Annotated in this window: 16 protein-coding genes and 1 pseudogene; 6 read left to right on the forward strand and 11 right to left on the reverse strand. The window is 66.3% G+C overall.

Annotated features, from left to right (window positions below):
• Nucleotides 1–41: 41 nt before the first annotated feature.
• The 5 genes from lpxK to ACVKN3_RS07910 form a co-directional block, all read right to left on the reverse strand.
• Complete coding sequence (lpxK, locus tag ACVKN3_RS07890) at nt 42–1,022, reverse strand: tetraacyldisaccharide 4'-kinase (protein ID WP_354516550.1); 981 nt, start codon at nt 1,020–1,022, stop codon at nt 42–44.
• A gap of 2 nt (nt 1,023–1,024) precedes the next feature.
• Nucleotides 1,025–2,800 carry a lipid A export permease/ATP-binding protein MsbA gene (gene msbA / locus ACVKN3_RS07895; protein WP_285405384.1) on the reverse strand — a complete coding sequence of 592 codons (1,776 nt, stop codon included), beginning with the start codon at nt 2,798–2,800 and terminating at the stop codon, nt 1,025–1,027.
• Nucleotides 2,797–3,225 (reverse strand): ExbD/TolR family protein, encoded by a 429-nt coding sequence (locus ACVKN3_RS07900; RefSeq protein WP_036141963.1) that lies wholly within the window; start codon nt 3,223–3,225, stop codon nt 2,797–2,799. The genes msbA and ACVKN3_RS07900 overlap by 4 nt, the downstream gene beginning before the upstream one ends.
• Before the next feature lie 3 nt (nt 3,226–3,228).
• Nucleotides 3,229–3,888, reverse strand: a complete 660-nt coding sequence (locus tag ACVKN3_RS07905; protein WP_285405381.1) for a MotA/TolQ/ExbB proton channel family protein — start codon at nt 3,886–3,888, stop codon at nt 3,229–3,231.
• Nucleotides 3,889–3,969: 81 nt separating this feature from the next.
• Nucleotides 3,970–7,290 (reverse strand): GH92 family glycosyl hydrolase, encoded by a 3,321-nt coding sequence (locus ACVKN3_RS07910; protein ID WP_456991625.1) that lies wholly within the window; start codon nt 7,288–7,290, stop codon nt 3,970–3,972.
• Between the two features lie 290 nt (nt 7,291–7,580).
• On the opposite strand from ACVKN3_RS07910, the gene ACVKN3_RS07915 reads away from it, so the two are divergent.
• The 4 genes from ACVKN3_RS07915 to ACVKN3_RS07930 all read left to right on the forward strand — a co-directional run bounded on the left by ACVKN3_RS07915 (nt 7,581) and on the right by ACVKN3_RS07930 (nt 10,478).
• On the forward strand, nt 7,581–8,114 hold the full coding sequence (locus ACVKN3_RS07915; RefSeq protein WP_354516545.1) for a hypothetical protein: 534 nt from the start codon (nt 7,581–7,583) through the stop codon (nt 8,112–8,114).
• Nucleotides 8,111–8,845: a hypothetical protein gene (locus ACVKN3_RS07920; protein WP_354516544.1), complete on the forward strand. Its 735-nt coding sequence runs from the start codon at nt 8,111–8,113 to the stop codon at nt 8,843–8,845. Before ACVKN3_RS07915 ends, ACVKN3_RS07920 begins: the two co-directional genes overlap by 4 nt.
• A gap of 329 nt (nt 8,846–9,174) precedes the next feature.
• Complete coding sequence (locus ACVKN3_RS07925; protein WP_354516542.1) at nt 9,175–9,717, forward strand: hypothetical protein; 543 nt, start codon at nt 9,175–9,177, stop codon at nt 9,715–9,717.
• Complete coding sequence (locus tag ACVKN3_RS07930; protein WP_354516540.1) at nt 9,714–10,478, forward strand: hypothetical protein; 765 nt, start codon at nt 9,714–9,716, stop codon at nt 10,476–10,478. The genes ACVKN3_RS07925 and ACVKN3_RS07930 overlap by 4 nt, the downstream gene beginning before the upstream one ends.
• A 20-nt stretch (nt 10,479–10,498) precedes the next feature.
• Here the strand turns inward: ACVKN3_RS07930 and ACVKN3_RS07935 are convergent, their stop codons facing one another.
• The 5 genes and pseudogenes from ACVKN3_RS07935 to ACVKN3_RS07955 form a co-directional block, all read right to left on the reverse strand.
• Nucleotides 10,499–12,862, reverse strand: a complete 2,364-nt coding sequence (locus ACVKN3_RS07935) for a DNA internalization-related competence protein ComEC/Rec2 (protein ID WP_354516538.1) — start codon at nt 12,860–12,862, stop codon at nt 10,499–10,501.
• Nucleotides 12,863–13,005: 143 nt separating this feature from the next.
• The gene (locus ACVKN3_RS07940; protein ID WP_285405367.1) at nt 13,006–13,668 is read right to left on the reverse strand and encodes a hypothetical protein; all 663 of its coding nucleotides are present in this window, start codon (nt 13,666–13,668) and stop codon (nt 13,006–13,008) included.
• A gap of 111 nt (nt 13,669–13,779) precedes the next feature.
• Nucleotides 13,780–14,217 (reverse strand): hypothetical protein, encoded by a 438-nt coding sequence (locus tag ACVKN3_RS07945; RefSeq protein ID WP_354516716.1) that lies wholly within the window; start codon nt 14,215–14,217, stop codon nt 13,780–13,782.
• 189 nt (nt 14,218–14,406) lie between these two features.
• Nucleotides 14,407–15,090, reverse strand: a pseudogene (locus ACVKN3_RS07950) (histone H1-like repetitive region-containing protein); the annotation flags it as partial.
• A gap of 167 nt (nt 15,091–15,257) precedes the next feature.
• Nucleotides 15,258–15,863, reverse strand: coding sequence for a rhomboid family intramembrane serine protease (locus tag ACVKN3_RS07955; RefSeq protein WP_036141978.1), 606 nt, complete (start codon nt 15,861–15,863; stop codon nt 15,258–15,260).
• Nucleotides 15,864–16,000: 137 nt separating this feature from the next.
• Between ACVKN3_RS07955 and ACVKN3_RS07960 the strand changes: the two genes are divergently transcribed.
• Entirely contained in the window at nt 16,001–16,876 is an 876-nt protein-coding gene (locus ACVKN3_RS07960) for a PhzF family phenazine biosynthesis protein (RefSeq protein WP_354516535.1), read from the forward strand.
• Between the two features lie 2 nt (nt 16,877–16,878).
• Entirely contained in the window at nt 16,879–17,331 is a 453-nt protein-coding gene (locus tag ACVKN3_RS07965; RefSeq protein ID WP_456991520.1) for a YaiI/YqxD family protein, read from the forward strand.
• An 87-nt stretch (nt 17,332–17,418) separates the two neighbouring features.
• Here the strand turns inward: ACVKN3_RS07965 and ACVKN3_RS07970 are convergent, their stop codons facing one another.
• Nucleotides 17,419–17,700, reverse strand: coding sequence for a hypothetical protein (locus ACVKN3_RS07970; protein WP_036141984.1), 282 nt, complete (start codon nt 17,698–17,700; stop codon nt 17,419–17,421).
• Nucleotides 17,701–17,756: the final 56 nt, after the last annotated feature.

A 17,756-nucleotide genomic window follows, 5' to 3' on the forward strand; every position in this document is an offset into this window, starting at 1 on the left:
ACCCCAGAGCCGGATCCCATCCGCTCTGGGGTTTTTTCATATCAAGACCGACCCGCCACCCTCGCCGCCACCGCATCGTAAAACGACGCCGGCAACACCGCCCTCACCGGCACGCGCCACCAGTTGTCACGCGCGAAATCCCGGCACTTCACCGCGTCCTTGTCGGTCATCAGCACCGGACACCCATCGGCGAAGGTGAAGTCGTCACGGGTGAACGCGTGGTGGTCGGCGAACGGATGTCCATCCACCGTGATCCCCTGCGCTGCCAGGCTGGCGAAGAAGCGCGCCGGGTGACCGATGCCGGCGACCGCGTGCGCGGGTCGCCCGGCGAATTCCGCCAGCGGCACGCTACGCGACGGGTCGGCCAGGTTGACGGCGATGCCACCTTGCAGGCTCATCGCGATCTCGCCGGGCTGCACGGCATGGCCGTTGACCACGATGAAATCCACCCGCGCCAGCCGGCTGGCGGGCTCACGCAGCGGGCCCGCGGGCAAAAGGTGGCCGTTACCCAGGCGGCGCTCACCGTCGATGACGCAGATCTCCACGTCACGGCCCAGCCGATGGTGCTGCAAGCCGTCGTCGGCGAGGATCAGGTTGCACCCCGCGTCGATCAGCAGCTGCGCGGCTTCGGGGCGCTCGCGGCCGATGGCGACGGGAAAGCCGCTCTGACGGATCAGCGCAGGCTCGTCGCCGACCTTCGCCGGCGCATCCTCCGGGCCGAGCAGCCATGGGCCGCGTTCACTGCCACCGTACCCGCGGCTGACGATGCCCGGGTGGAAACCGCGCTCGCGCATGGCGTGGGCCAGCGCAACGATCAGCGGTGTCTTGCCGGTGCCACCTAGGGTGATGTTGCCCACCACCACCACGGGCACCGACAGCCTGACCACGGCCGAGGGATCCCGACGAAAGCGCCGCGCGCGCTGGCGCACCACGGCGCGGTACAGCGCCTCCAGCGGACGTGTCCACAGCGGGGGTGACCCACCGCCGTACCACCGTTGCTGCAGGGAATCGCCAAGGGCCACGGTCAGCCCTCGGACGGCTGCTCGTGGAACTGCATCCGGTGCAGCGCGGCGTACTGGCCCTGCTTGTCCAGCAATTGCCGGTGCGTGCCCAGTTCGATGATGCGGCCCTGTTCCATCACGGCGATCTGGTCGGCGTGCTCGATGGTGGACAGGCGATGCGCGATCACCAGCGTGGTGCGATCGCGCATGAGACGGGTCAAGGCGTCCTGGATCAGTCGCTCGGATTCGGTATCCAGCGCGCTGGTGGCTTCGTCAAGCACGAGTATCGGTGCGTTCTTCAGGATGGCGCGCGCGATGGCTATGCGCTGGCGCTGGCCGCCGGACAGCGAGTTGCCGCCCTGCCCGATCTGCGTGTGCAGCCCCTCGGGCAGCCGCTCGATGAACTCCATCGCGTTGGCCGCGCGGGCTGCCGCCACGATGTCGTCCTCGGAGGCGCCGGCCATTTCGCCATAGGCGATGTTGGCGGCCACCGTGTCGTCGAACAGCACGACGTGCTGGCCGACCCAGGCGATCTGCCGGCGCAGCGAGGCCAGGGTGTACTGCGCGTAGTCGCGGCCGTCGAGCAGGATGTGCCCTTCGGTCGGCTCGTAGAAGCGCGGCAACAGGCTGACCAGGCTGGACTTGCCGCTGCCGGAGCGTCCCACGAGTGCCGTGACGGTGCCGGGGGCGCAGACCAGGTCGACGCCACGTAACGCCATATGGTTGTTGCGCTCGTAGACCAGCCGGACGTTCTCGAAGCGGAGATCGCCACGGGTGCGCACGAGGGGCTCGGTGCCGTTATCGACTTCCGCCGGCTCGTCGATGATGGCGAACAGGTCTTCCGCAGCGCTGACGCCCTTCTGCAGGTTGGACTGGATGCCGGCCAGGCGCTTGAGCGACGGCAGCATGCCGCCCATGGCCGTGAGCACCGCCGTGAACACGCCGGGGGTGATGGTCTCGATGACACCCGGCCGCGTGCCCAGGAACACCAGCGTGGCCAGCGCCATGGCGCCAACGGTCTGGATCGTGGCGCTGGACGCCGCACTGGTGGCCGACACCTTGAGGTTGAGCCGGCGCTGGCGATCGGCGATGGACGCGAAGCGATCGCCCTCGCGCGCCTGGCCGCCGTAGATGCGCACTTCGCGATTGGCCGCGACGGCTTCTTCCACGGCGCTGGTCACCGTACCCATGTTGCCCTGGATGCGCTTGCTGATCTTGCGGTAGCGGCGGCTGATCACGGTGACGATCACTACGACGCACGGCACCAGCACCAGCAGCGCCATGGCCAGGTAGGCGCTCTGGTAGAGCATGACCGACAGCAGGCCGACCACGGTGAGGCCCTCGGTGACCGCCACCTTGAGCGAATCCGACGACGCCGCTGCCACCTGCTCGCTGGTGTAGGTGATGCGCGAGATCTGCTGGCCCGACGGCTCCTTGGCGAAGAACGTGGACGGCAGGCGCAGGTACGCCGCGAACACGTCGATGCGGATGGCCTGCACCACGTTGCGACCGACGTAGGCGATGCCGTAGTCGGTGCAATAAGACGCCACGCCGCGCACCGCGAAGATGCCGATGATCCAGATGGGCATCCAGAAAATCGTGTGCGCATCGCGTGCGATGAACAGGTTGTCGATCAGCGGCTGCAACAGGTTGGTGAACAACGACAGGCAGGCCGGATCGATGATCATGCCGACGATGGCGACGATACCCGCCGCGCGATAGCGCCGGGTGTAGCCGAGCAGGCGCTTGTAGGTCTGCCAGGTCCGGGCATCCCAGACCGACGTGCGGGAGCTGTTCACGGCTTGGCAGTCCCTTCGGAAGGCGTCGTGGCGATGGACAGCCGCGTGAAGCCGACCTGGCCTAGCGCATCCATGGCGCGCACGACATTCTGGTGGGGCGTCATCGCATCGGCACGGATCACCACCAGGCGGTTGCGGTCGTCGCCGGCGGCGCGCTGGATGGCCGTCTTCAGGGGCTCGATGCCCTCGCCCATCACTTCGTCGCTGCCCACGGCGTAATGGCCGTCACGGTCGATGACCACGTTGAGTGCGTTGTCCGTGCCCTCGCGCGCCTCGCCATCCGCCTTGGGCAGGTCGACCTTGAGCCGGGAGTGCTGGACGAAAGTGGTACTGAGCACGAAGAACATCAGCAGGGTGAGCAGGACGTCGATCAGCGAGATCACGTTGATCTCGAAGTCGTCCTCGCGACGGGAGCCGATGCGCATGGATCAACCCGCCTGCGGTGCGACGGCATCCGCCGCAGCAGGACGACGGCGCGCGGCCGGACGCGCGGCGGAAAGATCGTCGAGCAGCGCGGTGGCTTCCTTTTCCATCTGCACCACGTAGCCGCCCACCTTCGAGCGGAAATAACGATGCAGGACATACGCCGGGATCGAGACGATCAGGCCGAACGCCGTGCAGATCAGGGCTTCGCCGATGCCGCCGGCCATGCGCGTGGGATCGCCGATGCCGCCGGCCATCACGCCCATGAACATGCGGATCAGGCCGATGACCGTGCCCAGCAGGCCCAGCAGCGGCCCGATGAGGGCGATGGTGCCCAGCGTGTTGAGGTAACGCTCCATGCGATGGACCACATGGCGACCGCTGTCCTCGATCCGCTCCTTGATGATCTCGCGGGGGCGATCGCGCACGGCCAGCGCGCCGGCGAACAGTTCACCCAGGGGCGAGCCCTTCTCCAGCGCCGCGAGGTGGCCGGCATCCAGCTGGGCGGAACGCGCCCACTGGCGCACTTCGTCGCCCAGTCCTGGCGGCAGTACCGCCGCGCGGCGCAGTGCCCAGAAGCGTTCGAACACGATCGCCATGGCGACCAGCGAGCAGATCAGGATCGGCAGCAATGCCCAGCCGCCAGCGAGAAGGATCTCGAGCACGTGAACCCCGGAGGTACGTTTGAGTCAGGGCGACATCATAGCAGGGCACGTGGCGGGGGCTGGACGCCCCCGCCCGTCCGCTCACCGATGGCCGAGGAACTCCACCTCGCCCAGGTCGATACCCGCGCCCGGGTTCGCGGCCACCAGCCGCAGGCGGTACCAGGCGTACGCCCCGGGTGTCGCCACGGCGAAGGCCCGCGTCTGCCGACGCCAGGACCAGGCCTGCCCCTGGCGCTGGTCCACGGTGGTGTAGTGCTTGCCGTCGCTGGAACCTTCCAGCACCCAGCCCGAGGCATCCGCCGCCGTGGTGGCCGAGGTCAGGGTGAGCATCCGCACCGTCACCGGCGCATCGAAGTGCCAGCCCAGGCTGGCCCCCTTGCCGTCGAGGTGGGCCGTGGTGTCCGAAGTGTTGTCGAACAGCTTGGCCAGCTCGCCCGCCGTCGCCGAACCGAAGGCCTTGCCGCCCGCCGCGGTCAGGTCGACCAGCGGTGCGGGCTTGCTGCCTTCGGCGCTGATCGATGCCGGCAGCGCGTCGGCGCCCGTGCCCCACGTAGACGGGCTAGAGCCCATGGTGAAGTCCAGGGTGGCGCCACGGGCCAGCAGCTCGTGCGGCAGCGTCACGCTGTTCCAGGGCTGGCCGTTGACCGTAAGCGACTGCACGTAGCGGTTGGTGTCGCTGACGCCCGGCGCGCGGATGTCGATGGCCGCGCCGTTTTCCAGGCGGATGGTCATGTGCGGGAAGTGCGGCGCGCCGATCACGTACTCCGGCGTGCCCATGCGCAGCGGATAGAAACCCGCGGCACCGAACAGCCACCACGCCGACATCTCTCCGTTATCTTCGTCGCCAGGATAGCCCTGGCCGATCTCGCTGCCCACGTACAGCCGTGACACGGCGTCGCGCAGCTTGTCCTGGGTCTTCCACGGCTGGCCGGCCTCGTCGTACATCCAGATGATGTGGTGCGAGGGCTGGTTGGAGTGGCCGTATTGGCCCATCCGCACGTCGCGCGCTTCCAGCATCTCGTGGATCACGTCGCCGTAATCGCCCACATCGAACGTACCGGGCGTGCTGAAGAACTGGTCCAGCTTGGCGGCCAGCGCGGCACGGCCGCCATAGAGCGCGGCCAGCCCGGCGCCATCCTGCGGCGCATGGAAGGCCATATTCCAGGCATTGGTCTCAGTGTAGTCGCCACCCCAGCGCGTCGGGTTGAAGTCCTTGTCGTTCCAGCGCCACTTGCCGGCGGGATCGCGTGCGACGAAGAAGCCCACCGCCGGGTCGAACAGGTTCGCGTAGCCCAGCGCCCGCGAGCGATACCAGGCGGCATCGTCCGCATACGCGGCATAACCGCCGGACGAGCGGGTGTCCTTCGCCAGCGCCGCGGCTAGGTTGCCGATGGCAAAATCGTTGATGTAGCCGTCCATCGACCAGGACAGCCCTTCGTTCACCGTGTCGTCGGTGTAACCGTTGAACAACGAACGCTGGATGCCCTTGCGGCCCGCACCCTTCACGTCACTGACGGTGGACGCGTTGCGGATGGCGGACTGGTAGAACGACGCGACGTCGAAGTTGCGCACGCCCTTCAGCCACGCATCCGCGAACGCCACGTCGGAGCTGGTGCCCACCATCAGATCGGCGTAACCGGGCGACGACCAGCGGGCGATCCAGCCGCCGTCGCGGTACTGCTGCACGAAGCCGTCGATCATCCTGCCCGCCTCGGTCGGCGTCAGCAGCACGTACGCCGGCCAGGCGGTGCGGTAGGTGTCCCAGAAGCCGTTGTTCACGTAGGGCTGGCCGTCCACCACGCGCGCGCCGGTCTGCGTGGCGGTGTTCACGCCCGCCGCAGCGGAGAACGGACTGGCGTAGCGCCAGACGGGCTGGTCCTTCGTACCGGTGTTTTCATAGGCGTGGTTCGGATAGAGGAACAGCCGATAGAGGTTCGAGTAGAGGATGGTCCGCTCGTCCGGCGTCGCGCCTTCCACCTGAATCATGCCCAGGCGCTCATCCCACGCCTTGCGGGCCCGCTCGCGCACGCCGTCGAACGTATCCGTCGTGGCGATTTCCTGCGCGAGGTTGGCCTTGGCCTGGTCGACGGAAATCAGCGAGGTGGCGATACGCATCGTGACCGTACGATCGCCCTTCTTCGCGGTGTCGAAGCCGAACCAGGCGGAGGCGGCATCGCGCTTCTCACCCGTGAGACGACCGCTGTCGGCCACGTCCAGGTCGAACTCGGCATAGAAGAACAGGCGCGTGGCGCCGGTGGACAAGCCGCTGCGGACGTCCGACCAGCCCTGGATGGCACGATGTCCCGGATCGAGCGTGACTTCCGCCTTCTCGTTGAGGTTGTCGAACACCAGCTGCGATCGCTTGCCGGTAAAGGTAAAGCGGAACATCGCGGCATGGTCGGTGGGCGTGATCTCGGTGGTCAGGCCGTTGTCGAAACGCACCCGGTAATAATCGGGGTGAGCCACCTCGGCGTCGTGACCGAACGACAACGCGCGCGTCTCGCGTTTCAACGTCGGGACACCCGTGGTCGCCTGGGCCGGCATCACCTGGAAGGTCTGGCGCTCGCCCATCCATGGGCTGGGCTCGTGAGACAGGGCGAAGGCCTCGATCCGCGGCCGGTTGTCGGGCCCGTTGCGCTCCTGGTACTGGTAGAGCCAGTTGGACCCAGCGTTGGTGACGGGCGTCCAGAAATTGAACCCGTGCGGCAGGGCCACGGCAGGGAAATTGTTGCCACGCGAGAAATTGGCGTTCGCGTTCGAGCCGCGGCGCGTGTCCACATAGTCGGTGGGGTGTGTGCTGTTCACCGGCGTGACGGTGCCGATGCGGATGTCGTCCACATAGCCCTCGAAGGCCTTGCCCGGCGGCGCATCGGCAACCAGCTCGATCGCCTTGACGCGACGTCCCCGCGCCACCGCACCCAGGTCCACGCTGACGTAGTTCCACTGGTCGGGATAGAGCACGCGTCCTTCGCCCTGCCCCTTCGCGGTCGCGCGCACCCGATGCTGGTCGCGTGCCGCCATGGTGGACAGCCGCGAGCCGTCGTCGAACACCAGGTCCACCGCGACATAGTTCGCCGGATTGGCGAGGTCGTCCTTGTTCGACCGCGGAAAGACCAGCCAGGACAGCGTTGTGCCGTCGCCCACGCGGATATCGGTATCGAACAAGCGGGCGGCGTTGGGCGCGCCCGTGGAATTGCCGGCGTAACGCAGGGAATGCGTGCCCGTAAAGCCGACATCGGCCTTGGCGGTGAGTACCGCCTCGGCCGGCGGCCCGCCGACCAGGCTGATGTCCAGGCCACCCGCAGTCCGGGTCACCAGGGCGGGATCGCCGGGCTCGAACGAGGTGTCGAAGCGCTGCGCCGCCGTCGTGGCACCCGCCGGACCGGCCACGGCCGCCATCATGCCGACGACCCACGCCGTCCTGCTCCAACCCTGTTTCGTTTGCGTCACGCGCGTTGCCCCTGGAAGTGCGTAATCGCCATTTAAATCGTTCTAAATTTCGAAAGTCAAACCGCGGTGCAACAACCGGGGCTGTGTTCCGGGTCGGCAGGACGCGGGCGAGGCCACGACGAACGCGCATGAACATCCCTTCCGACGAGTGACGGAACGCAGCGACGCGGGGGTCATGCCCGACAGATGGCGGCAAGGTTTCTACCTACGTTGAGACCTCACCCACCAGCGAGGCACCCGACATGCGAAATACGTCAACGATGGCATGCGCACTGGCCATGGCATGCACCGCCGCCATGGCATCGGCGAGCACCCATGCCGTCATCACCAACGCGAGCAGCCGCGAAAACATCACGCATCTCGCCCCGGGCCTATACGGCGGCAGCATGCCGGGCGGAGCCAATGCCGCGCGATTCCTCGATGTCACGGCGATGGTCTTCCAGGCCGATGGCACGACACCCGCACCCGGCGTGTCCGTCACGTTCGAGGCCTTCGATGGCGATGCGAGCGCTGAACGCAGGACCCCACTGGCCACGACCGTCGCCGTAGCCAACTCCCAGGGTGTGGCCCGCACCCGCCTCGATATCGGCGTATGTCGGGGACCGGGCATCGTGGGACCCGTGACGGCCCGTCGCCCATCGAACCGACCGGCATGGTGGTCGATCACCTATGTTCCAGGAGCTATCGTGAGAGCGAGGACATCGCCCGACACTACGGTTCGTGAGGCCAATTTTCAGCATGTGTGTCGTGAGCAGTATCTCGGAGCACGTCCATGACCCTGCCTGCTTCGCTCGATTCGCTGCAGTACGTCGCACCCATCCCCCCCTCACCGCCAACCAGACCTTCGCGTACTCATGATGGCTCAAAGGAATGCCTGGACTCACTCAACACGCGGATCGACTCGAAGCGTACGTTTGAAACCGAGATAGCCAACATAAAAGCTGTGCAGGACCGCTTCGTCGATTTCGTCAATACGCTGCGACCCAGGCTGCAAACCATGCAGATGCTCAGGCCTGATCTGATGGAAAAGCCCTTCGACACGATCTACGACAACGGGCGACTCGAGGTCGTGGACACTGACATGACCCATGAAGAAAAAGCATGGGTAGAGGAGCAGCTGAATATCGACGGGGTGTTAGCTCGGCTGGCAGACGCTTTCAACCGACAAGTTGTCCGGACCTACGATGAAGACAATGGCGCTTGGGACGAGGCCGGCGTTTTCCACGGGCACGTCCCGCTGAACGGCGACGCCTTCAACGAAAGCATCAGTTACCTGGGGCTGGATCGCACGGTCAATGCGTCCGTCAAGTTGATTTCCCTTTGCAACGATGTGCGCGACTACAAGCTGCCTTGCTACATGGACGAGTCGGATCGTGACCGCATGGGCGGGCATCTGGTGCAGAAATACCTGGATGGTGAACTGTCGCGCTATGTGAAACGTCCCGACGGCACCGTTGAGCTGCAGACCGAACGGGGTTCGTTTCAGCACAAGGGTCTCTGGATATGATCGGCACGCCGTGGAAAGGGAAATTGATATGCCTCCCCGCTACCCGCCTTCACCAGCAACCATGCATCCTGATCGATGCGGCGTTCGGCGCGTTCGCTGATGTCGCCGGTCAGGAGGAAGCGTCCCGGTGAAACCGACATCGGCCTTGGCCGTACGCACCGCCTCGGCCAGGGTTTCGGGCGAGCGGGATGCGGGCAAGGCCACGACGAAGGCGACTAAACGCCCTGTCCGACGGGTGACGGAACGAAGCGACGCGAGGGTCGTGCCCGACAGATGGCCGCAAGGTTTCCACCTACGTTGAAACGTCACTTATCAGCGAGGAAACCGACATGCGAAACACATTGACGATGGCATGTGTACTGGGCATAGCATGCACCACTGCCGCCGCCACGGCGCCGACGAGCACCCACGCCGTCATCACCCGCGCGGGTAGCCGCGAGAACATCACGCATCTCGCGCCCGGCCTGCGCACTGGCGGCATGCCGGGCGGCGCCAATGCCGCCCGATTCCTTGATGTCACGGCGGCGGCGTTCAAGGCCGATGGCAAGACCCCAGCGCCTGGAGAACGCATCCGAATCGTTGCCTTCGATCGTGATGGCACGACGAAGAAAGCAGTGGAACTCGCGGCGGTCGATGCCATCACCGATTCCCGCGGCATGGCGACCGTGCGCTTGCCGATCGGCGAGTGTCGAGGTCCAGGTATCGTGGGTCCGCTCAGCGTGCACCGCCGATCCAACAAGCCGGCGTATTGGGATATCACCTATGTTCCCGGGGCAACCGTTACGGCGACAACAGCCGACGACCGCCAGCCGCCCGAAGGGGCAAACTTCCAGCATGTGTGTCGTGAGCGCTTCAGGGGGAACCAGCCATGAACGCATTGAGCGCACTGCCTGCATGGTCGCAACCTTCGTTGCCAAAGGTTAAACCGCCACCGGCCACGACACCGGAAACACTATGCGCCAGGGGTTGCGTCAAGCATCCGTTATCCGACGAAGATCGCCAGCGCACCTATGACACCCGATGGCTCAACCAGCAGGCCGTCGAGTATCGCTTCGTCGATTTCGCGAACGCACTGGAGCCGAGGCTTCAGACCATGAAGATGCTGCGGCCGACCATCATGGAGAAGCCTTTCGACACGATCTACGATGACGGCCGGCTCAAAGTCGTCGACACCGAGATGACGATCGACGAGCGGGCCTGGGTCGAGGACCAACTCAACTTCGACGGTAGCCTGCCTCGGCTTGCCGATGCATTCAATCGGCAGGTCGCACGAACCTACGATGAAGACAACGGTTCCTGGGATATCCAGGGAAATTTTCACGGCAGCGAGTCGCTCAATGCCGATGGATTCGAGGTCAGCGACCCGGTCAATGCCAGTAGATTCAGACGCATCAACTATGCCGGTCTTGGTAACACGGTCAACGGATCGGTCAAACTGATGTCGCTCTACAAGGAAACTGCGAACGTCAAGCTTCCCCCTTATTGGGATGAAGCCTCGCGATACCGACTCGGCGGCTACCTCGTGCAGAACTACCTTCAGGGCGACGTTTCATACTATGTCAGGCTAGCCGACGGCAGCGTCGAACTGAAGGTCGAACGGGGATCCTACCGGCAAGAGGACTACGTCATCTGAAGCCCGCGATCGCGACGCCGCTAGTCCCGCCAGTAGCGGCGTTCGCCCAGTCGCCATTCGCGGGCCACCCTCGGCCCGCCGCGGAGCGGAAAATCGATACGCACCGCCCCGCTACCCGCCGTCACCAGCATCCGCGCACCCACCGCTTCGAAACGACGCACCACCGTCGGGTGCGGATGCCCGAACCGGTTGCGGTAGCCCGCGGAGGCCACGGCGAGAACGGGCTCGACGGCAGCCAGCCAACCCGCACCCGAAGAGTGACGGCTGCCGTGGTGGGCCACGGTGCTCACCGTGGGCAGCTCGGATAACCATGCATCCTCGTCCACGCGGCGCTCGGCGCGTTCGCTGATGTCGCCGGTCAGGAGGAAGCGGCCGCCTGCGCCTTCGATCGAGAGGACGCACGAGCGGTCGTTGCCAGGGGTCTTTCCCGAACGCTCGCGCGGCACGTCGATGAAGCGGAACACCACGCCGTCCCACGACCACGAGGTCTGCGCCGTGCAGCGCTGTGCCGGGAAGGCAAGGCGGCGTGGCTCACCCGACAGGCGCAGGGCCTGCGGATAACGTGCCGCGATCGACGAGGCACCGCCGGCATGGTCGCGGTCGCCGTGGCTGACGACCAGCATATCCACGGGGCCCAGCCCCAGTGCCGTGATGGACGGCAACACGACGCCCGCGCCGGCGTCGCGGCCGCCCGCATACGCCGGTCCGGTGTCGTACACCAGCGTATGCGAGCGCGTGCGCACCAGCACCGCCAGGCCCTGCCCCACGTCCAGTACCCAGGCGTGAAAGGCACCGTGCGTCGGGACTGCCTTCGGCGGCATCAGCAGCGGCAGGCAGAGCAGACTTCCATAGCCACGCAGTGGCACGCCGCGCGGCAGGAAAAGCCAGGCCGCACCGAAGCTGGCGAGCACGACGGGAACCAGACCCGCTTCCGCCACGCCCAGTCGCGCGGCCGGCCACGCCGCGACCAGGGCGAGGCCATGCCACAGGGCGTCGAGCAGTCCGCTTGCGGTGGACAGCAGGGGCGCGGCAAGCACGGGCCACGGCAGCAACACGCTACCGGCCAGGCAAAGCGGCACCACCAGGAAGCTCACCAGCGGTGCCGCCACCAGGTTCGCGGCGAAACCGGCAAGCGAGGCACTGCCGAACCACCACAGGGACATCGGCAGGAGAAGGAGACTCATGGCCGCCTGTGCGGGCAGCAGCTCGCCGATCCAGCCGCGCCAGCCCTCGGCCCGCGGCGCGACGCATGCCATCAGGAAACCGACGCCTGCGAAGGACAGCCAGAAGCCTGCGGAGAGCACCGAAAGCGGCGACGCGACCAGCACGGCAACCAGGGCAAGGGCGAGCATGGTCACGCCGTGGACGCCACGACGCAGGCAATGGGCAGCGGCCATGACGGCAATCATCAGCAAGGTGCGCACTGTCGGCAGTCCCATGCCCGCCAGCAGGCCGTAGCCCGTGGCGACAAGCAGGCCGGCGATGGACTGGACCACCGGCCGGGGAAGCCGTAGCGCCAGCCAGGGGAACGCGGCGTAGATCAGGCGCACGAGAAGCACGCCGCCACTGGCGGCCACGCCCACGTGGAACCCCGAGATCGCAATGAGGTGGGACACCCCCGTGGCGCGGGCGATGTCCCAGTCGGCGCCATCGAGCCCACGCATGTCGCCCACGGACAAGGCCTTGATCACGCGGGCACGTCGCGCCCCCAGCTGACGATCCAAGGCATCGGCGATAGCGGAACGCCATCCGTCGACGCATTCGCTGTCGGATACCTTGCGATTGTCCCGCGATGGACGAACGTAGCCGGTTGCCACGATGCCCCGCTGCAAGGCCACCCGCTCGGCGTCGCTACCGCCGGGATTGACTGACCCGCGAGGACGGCGCAGGCGAACCCGCAATCGCCAGCGTTCGCAGGGGCGCGGCGGCGATGCCGACCGGTACCAGGTCAGACGCACCCTGCCCCGAAGCACGACGGTGGCGTCACCGATAGCGTCCGGGACGAAGAGAAAGCTCGTGTCGGCATCGACGCGCCGGGGCAAATCGACGACCCGGCCCACCAGGGTGACGTCCTCTCCTTCGCTCTCGCGCGGCAACCGCTCGCTGACACCGCGCGCTCCGTGCAGCGCGGCCCATGCGGCAAATAGCGCCACGGTGACGGCATGCCGAGCGACATCGTTTCGCACGCGCATGAGCACTACGAGCAGCGCCATGACGACGGCGAGACACAGCGACGATGACGGCAGCCACGGTGCGGCTTGTACCAGCGTGCAGCCGAGCAGCGCGGCTATGGCCAGGGTAACCAGGGAAAAACGGGGATACCGAGACAAGGCGGCCTGCCGATACGAGTCAGCCTGCAGCCTAGGCGCCCATTCGAAAGACATGGCCCACTATCTTCTGTGGGCTTTCGCTGCAAAAACATCAGCGCTGCGCGTGATCGCGCATGTATCGCGGGAGGCTGGCCTTCATCATGTGAGTGCCGACGTGAGTGATGCGTGCCTTGCGGCGGCCCGACGTTGCGGGCGGCCTAACGCGAGTCGTGGTCGCGATCGATGCGGCGTGGCCCGTTCGTGTCCCGTCGGTTCTGCGACGGTCGCGCGTCGGGGTTGCCGTTGCTCGGGCGGTTACCTGGCCCCTGGCCGTTGGGGTCGCGGGACGGACGACCGCCTTGCCAACCACCGGGACGGTCACCGCCAGGGCGACCGCCCTGCGAGCCACCGGGGTGATCGCCGCCGGGACGCCCCCCTTGCCAGCCACCAGGGCGGTCGCCGCCGGGGCGGCCGCCCTGCCAGCCACCGGGACGATCGCCACCCGGACGATCATGATCCGGTCGATGCCCCTGCCAGCCGCCCGGACGGTCGCCGGGCGGTCCGCCGCGACCCGGGGGCGGGCCTCGGTGGCCCGAGCGATCCCAGTAATTGCCATCGCGTCCGCGGTAGTAGCGGCGACCGCCGTAGTCGTACCAGACGGCGCCGACGGTTACGCCGGAGTAACAGCAGCCGGGACCGTAGCCGTAGCCATTGTCGTAGTAGCCGTAGCCCGGATCGACGATCGTGGTCGTTGTTTCCTGTCCGTAGTAGGCATCGCCACCCGTTCCATTACGCACGTAACCGTAGCCAGGGTCGTAGTAGCAGCCGGAAAGTGGCGCACAGATGACCAGGGCAAGTACGGTGGCTCGCACGGTTCGCATGGCACTTCCCCTCGGTCATCGACGATACCGACACTGCACCCTTGCGATTGAACGGCGAGAAAACACGAAGGGCCGCACATGGCGACCCTTCGGCTTCATTCAGACTGGGTGTCAGTCCTTGCTTTTCTGCTGATCGCCACGCTCGTGAGCGGTGCTGGCGTGGGTCGCCTCGGGCGAGGGCGCCGTTGATGCCTGGCCATTGTCGCCCGACGAAGGGGACGACGTCGTGCCATGTCCCGCATCACCCGTCGGCCACGTCGGCGCTTGCCGGTCGCGTTCACGCTTGGCGTCCAGCAGGGCCTGGATGTGCGCAACGGCTTCCTCCTGACTGATGTGCTGCACCGGCTCGTGGTCGGTCGCGGCAGGGGCAGGGGCAGGGGCAGGGGCAGGCTTCGACACCGTCGGCTCAGGCTTATTGGCCACCGGGGCCGGTTTCGACACGGCCGGATCCGGCTTGGCGACGACGGCGCGAGGCTTCGCAGCCACCGGTGCCGGCTGACGTGCCACCTTCGTTTCGGACGCACGCTGCACGGGCTTGTGCTCGACCACGTGCGCCGCGGCGGAACGGTCCGTGGCGTCGGTACGTGCCGGGGCCTTCGCAGCGGGGACGTTCCGGCTCGGCGGGGGCGTTGCCGTCGTCTTGCGGCTGACCGTGGACGTCGTCGCGGACTTCGTCGGCGCAGTCTTCGCGGGCGAGGCCTGCTTCGATGCCGTACGGGTGGTCGTGCCCCTGCCTGTCGTCGTGCTGGCAACGGGTCTTGCTACCGTCGTCTTCCGACCGGCCGGCTTGCGCTCCGGCGCCTTACTGGCGGCCGTTTTCCTGGCGACGCCCCGCGTGGCGACGGTTTTCGTCACGGCGGTTTTCTTAGTAGCGGTTTTCTTCGTTGCCGTTTTCTTCGTGGCGACCTTTCCGGCAGCACCCTTGCTGGCGGCAACCTTCGTCGCAGGTACCTTCCGTGAAGCAACCTTCTTCGTGGCTGTTTTCTTCACGGCCGCCTTTTTCACCGCTGTCTTCTTGACAGCCGTCTTCTTCACGGCCGTCTTCTTCACAGCCGCCTTTTTCACGGGCGCTTTCTTGACGGCTGCTTTCTTGACGGCTGTCTTCTTGACAACGGCTTTCCTGGAAGCCGTCTTCGTCACCGTGGGCTTCGTCGCCGCCGTCTTCCTGGTGGCACTTTTTGTCCCCGCGGCCTTTTTCACGGCAGCCTTTTTCACGGCAGCCTTCTTCACCGTAGCCTTCCGGGCCGTGGACTTACCGGCCGATCGGGCGGGGGCGGCCTTCCGGGAAGCCGGCCGCGTGGCGGCGGTGCGTGGGGTCTTCGTGGCAGCGCCGGCACCGGCCTTCCTGACCGCGGTTTTCTTCGTTGCCGTCTTTTTCTTGGCCGCGGATGTCTTCGCAGCGGACTTTCGAATCGTAGCCATGCGTTCATTCCTCGTGCGGTAGAAGCCGACGCGAACTACCCCACCGGGGAAACCCGCGTACGTGCCGGACGACTGGAAGGAGAAAACTGTTCGTCGCGGACAACTGCATGATGTAACAGCTGTCGGCCGAAGTCACATCGCGGCGCGGGAAGAATTCAGGTTCGCACTCAGAAGAAGCGCGGATTCATCAGGGCCTGGAGAAAGTACGGCAGGATGCGCGGCTCCAGCGCCACGGTGAAGATGACGCCGTAGGCCGCTCCCCACAGATGGGCGCTGTGGTTGACATTGTCGCCGCCACGCTTGTCCATGTAGACCGAATAGGCCACGAAAAGCACGGCGTACAGGATCGCCGGCATGGGCACCACGAACACGATGATCCGTGCCCAGGGCTGGACCAGGATGAAGGCGAACAGGATCGCCGACACCGCGCCCGATGCACCGAGGCTGCGGTAACCGGCGTTGCGCCGGTTGGCGATATACGACGGCAGGATCGAGAAGATCAGCGCGCCGATGTAGAAGGTGACAAAGCCCAGCGGGCCCATCTCCTGGGTGAACAGCTGTTCCATGCCACGCCCGACGAAGTACAGCGAGAACATGTTGAAGAACAGGTGGCCCATGTCCCCATGGACCAGGCCGTAGGTCACCAGCCGGTAGTACTCGCGGCTGCGCGACAGGGCCGGCGGCCAGAGGATGAGATCGTCCAGCAGGCGCTGGTTACGGAAGGCGACGATCGAGACCACACAGGTCACGAGGATGATGAGCAGCGTGATCATGCGGGGTACCGCGTCCTTCGTCAGGTCGAACCAGCGCGCATCTTGGCGCGTGCCGACGCCGATGTCGAATCGTACCCCGCCCCGTCGTCGCTCTGGCCGGTATCATGCAGGCCTTCCCCACCGCTCCGGTTCCACCCATGCCCTCGATTCGCTACAAGCAGCTGGATGTCTTCGCCGCCCGCCGTGGCGGTGGTAATCCCCTCGGTGTCGTCGTCGACGCACAGGACTGGTCCGACGCGGCGATGCAGCGCTTCGCCCACTGGACCAACCTCGTCGAGACCACCTTCCTGCTACCCGCTCGCGCGGCCGGGGCCGACTACCGGGCGCGTATCTTCACGCCTACGAAGGAAATCCCCTTCGCCGGACATCCGACGATCGGCAGCGCCCACGCCGCCCTGGATGCCGGGCTGGTGACGCCGGATGCCGCCGGGGTGATCTGGCAGGAATGCGGAGCGGGCGTCCTGCCCATCCGCGTCGAGGGCCAGGGCGCGGATCGCGAACTGTTCGTACAGTCGCCCAAGGCGCGCATCGTCGGCGATGCCTCGCACGGCGGCGAAGCCCTCTCCAGCGTGCTTTACGGCATACAGCCGGGCGTACTGCCGCCAGCCTGTGTCGAAGGCGGCCGCCGCTGGTGGGTCGCCGAATTCGCCGACGAGACGACGCTGCGCGCCTGGCGCCCCGACCACGCGGCCATCCGGGCGCTGGCCCTGGCCACGGACACGCTCGGGTTGTGCGTCTTCGCCCGATCGGCCGAAGGACTGGCGGTGCGTGCCTTTCCCGCCGGCGTGGGCATCGTGGAAGACCCCGCCTCCGGCGCCGCCAACGGGTTGATTGCGGCCTACGTGGCGGAACGCGACCGGACCGGCCAGCTCGCCCAGGGCTACATCGTGAGCCAGGGTCGGGAGATCGGCCACGACGCCCGCCTCATCATCCGCATCGACGGGGAGGCCATCTGGGTCGGCGGGCGCACCAACACCATCGTCGACGGTCACGTGGACTGGACGGACGCCTGATCGTGCAGATCTGGGTCGACGCCGACGCCTGCCCCAATGTCATCAAGGACATCCTGTTCCGGGCGGCCGAACGTGAAAAAGTGATGGTGACCCTGGTTGCCAACCAGTGGATCCGCACGCCACCGTCGAAGTTCGTACATTCAATCCAGGTGCCCGGCGGCTTCGATGTCGCCGACGACGAGATCGTCCGCCGCGTGCAGCCGGGCGATCTGGTCGTGACGCAGGACATTCCGCTGGCGGCCTTCGCCATCGAGAAGGGCGCCCTGGCGCTGCACCCGCGTGGCGAGATGTTCACCCGCGACACCATCGCGGCACGGCTATCGATGCGCAACTTCATGGAGGAACTGCGCGGCGCGGGGGTGAACACCGGCGGGCCGGCAGCCATGCATCCGCGCGACCGGCAGAACTTCGCCAATGAGCTGGATACATGGCTTGCCCGTCGGGGGAAGGGTTAGAGGCCTGGTTCGCGCACGAACGTGCGCTCCTACGGGGCGTCTGGTTTCGCGCACAGCGTGCGCTCCTACGGGATGCCTGGTTCGCTTCTACGGGAGCTTTTGGAGAATCGCGCTGACCGTCTCGCTGGAGAAATGGAGTTCCTTCAGGGCTTCTTCCAGCGAGTCGCGGGAGTTGGCCTCACTCTCCACCTGCTCGCCGGGGCTGGCGGGCGACACGTGCACGTAGCGTTCGCCATCCTGGTACGCCGTGCCTTCATCTTTGAAGTTCTGCGTCGTCAGGACCTTGTACGTATGGTCGTTGGATTCCTTGACCGAGACCGAGCGGCCTTCGTGATCGCCTTCGTAAACCGTTTTCCAGGTTGCCGACATGAGTTCGTTCCCAGGACTGCACAACAGCGTGCGGTAGACATTGTGGCGAACCGACC

The sequence above is a fragment of the Luteibacter sp. PvP120 genome, assembly GCF_054055715.1.

Excerpts from the sequence above, each read along its gene's own strand:
- ACVKN3_RS07900 (WP_036141963.1), bottom strand. The coding sequence starts at position 3,225 with ATGCGCATCGGCTCCCGTCGCGAGGACGACTTCGAGATCAACGTGATC.
- ACVKN3_RS07910 (WP_456991625.1), bottom strand. The coding sequence starts at position 7,290 with ATGATGGCGGCCGTGGCCGGTCCGGCGGGTGCCACGACGGCGGCGCAG.
- ACVKN3_RS07915 (WP_354516545.1), top strand. The coding sequence starts at position 7,581 with ATGCGAAATACGTCAACGATGGCATGCGCACTGGCCATGGCATGCACC.
- ACVKN3_RS07920 (WP_354516544.1), top strand. The coding sequence starts at position 8,111 with ATGACCCTGCCTGCTTCGCTCGATTCGCTGCAGTACGTCGCACCCATC.
- ACVKN3_RS07925 (WP_354516542.1), top strand. The coding sequence starts at position 9,175 with ATGCGAAACACATTGACGATGGCATGTGTACTGGGCATAGCATGCACC.
- ACVKN3_RS07930 (WP_354516540.1), top strand. The coding sequence starts at position 9,714 with ATGAACGCATTGAGCGCACTGCCTGCATGGTCGCAACCTTCGTTGCCA.
- ACVKN3_RS07935 (WP_354516538.1), bottom strand. The coding sequence starts at position 12,862 with ATGTCTTTCGAATGGGCGCCTAGGCTGCAGGCTGACTCGTATCGGCAG.
- ACVKN3_RS07940 (WP_285405367.1), bottom strand. The coding sequence starts at position 13,668 with ATGCGAACCGTGCGAGCCACCGTACTTGCCCTGGTCATCTGTGCGCCA.
- ACVKN3_RS07955 (WP_036141978.1), bottom strand. The coding sequence starts at position 15,863 with ATGATCACGCTGCTCATCATCCTCGTGACCTGTGTGGTCTCGATCGTC.
- ACVKN3_RS07960 (WP_354516535.1), top strand. The coding sequence starts at position 16,001 with ATGCCCTCGATTCGCTACAAGCAGCTGGATGTCTTCGCCGCCCGCCGT.
- ACVKN3_RS07970 (WP_036141984.1), bottom strand. The coding sequence starts at position 17,700 with ATGTCGGCAACCTGGAAAACGGTTTACGAAGGCGATCACGAAGGCCGC.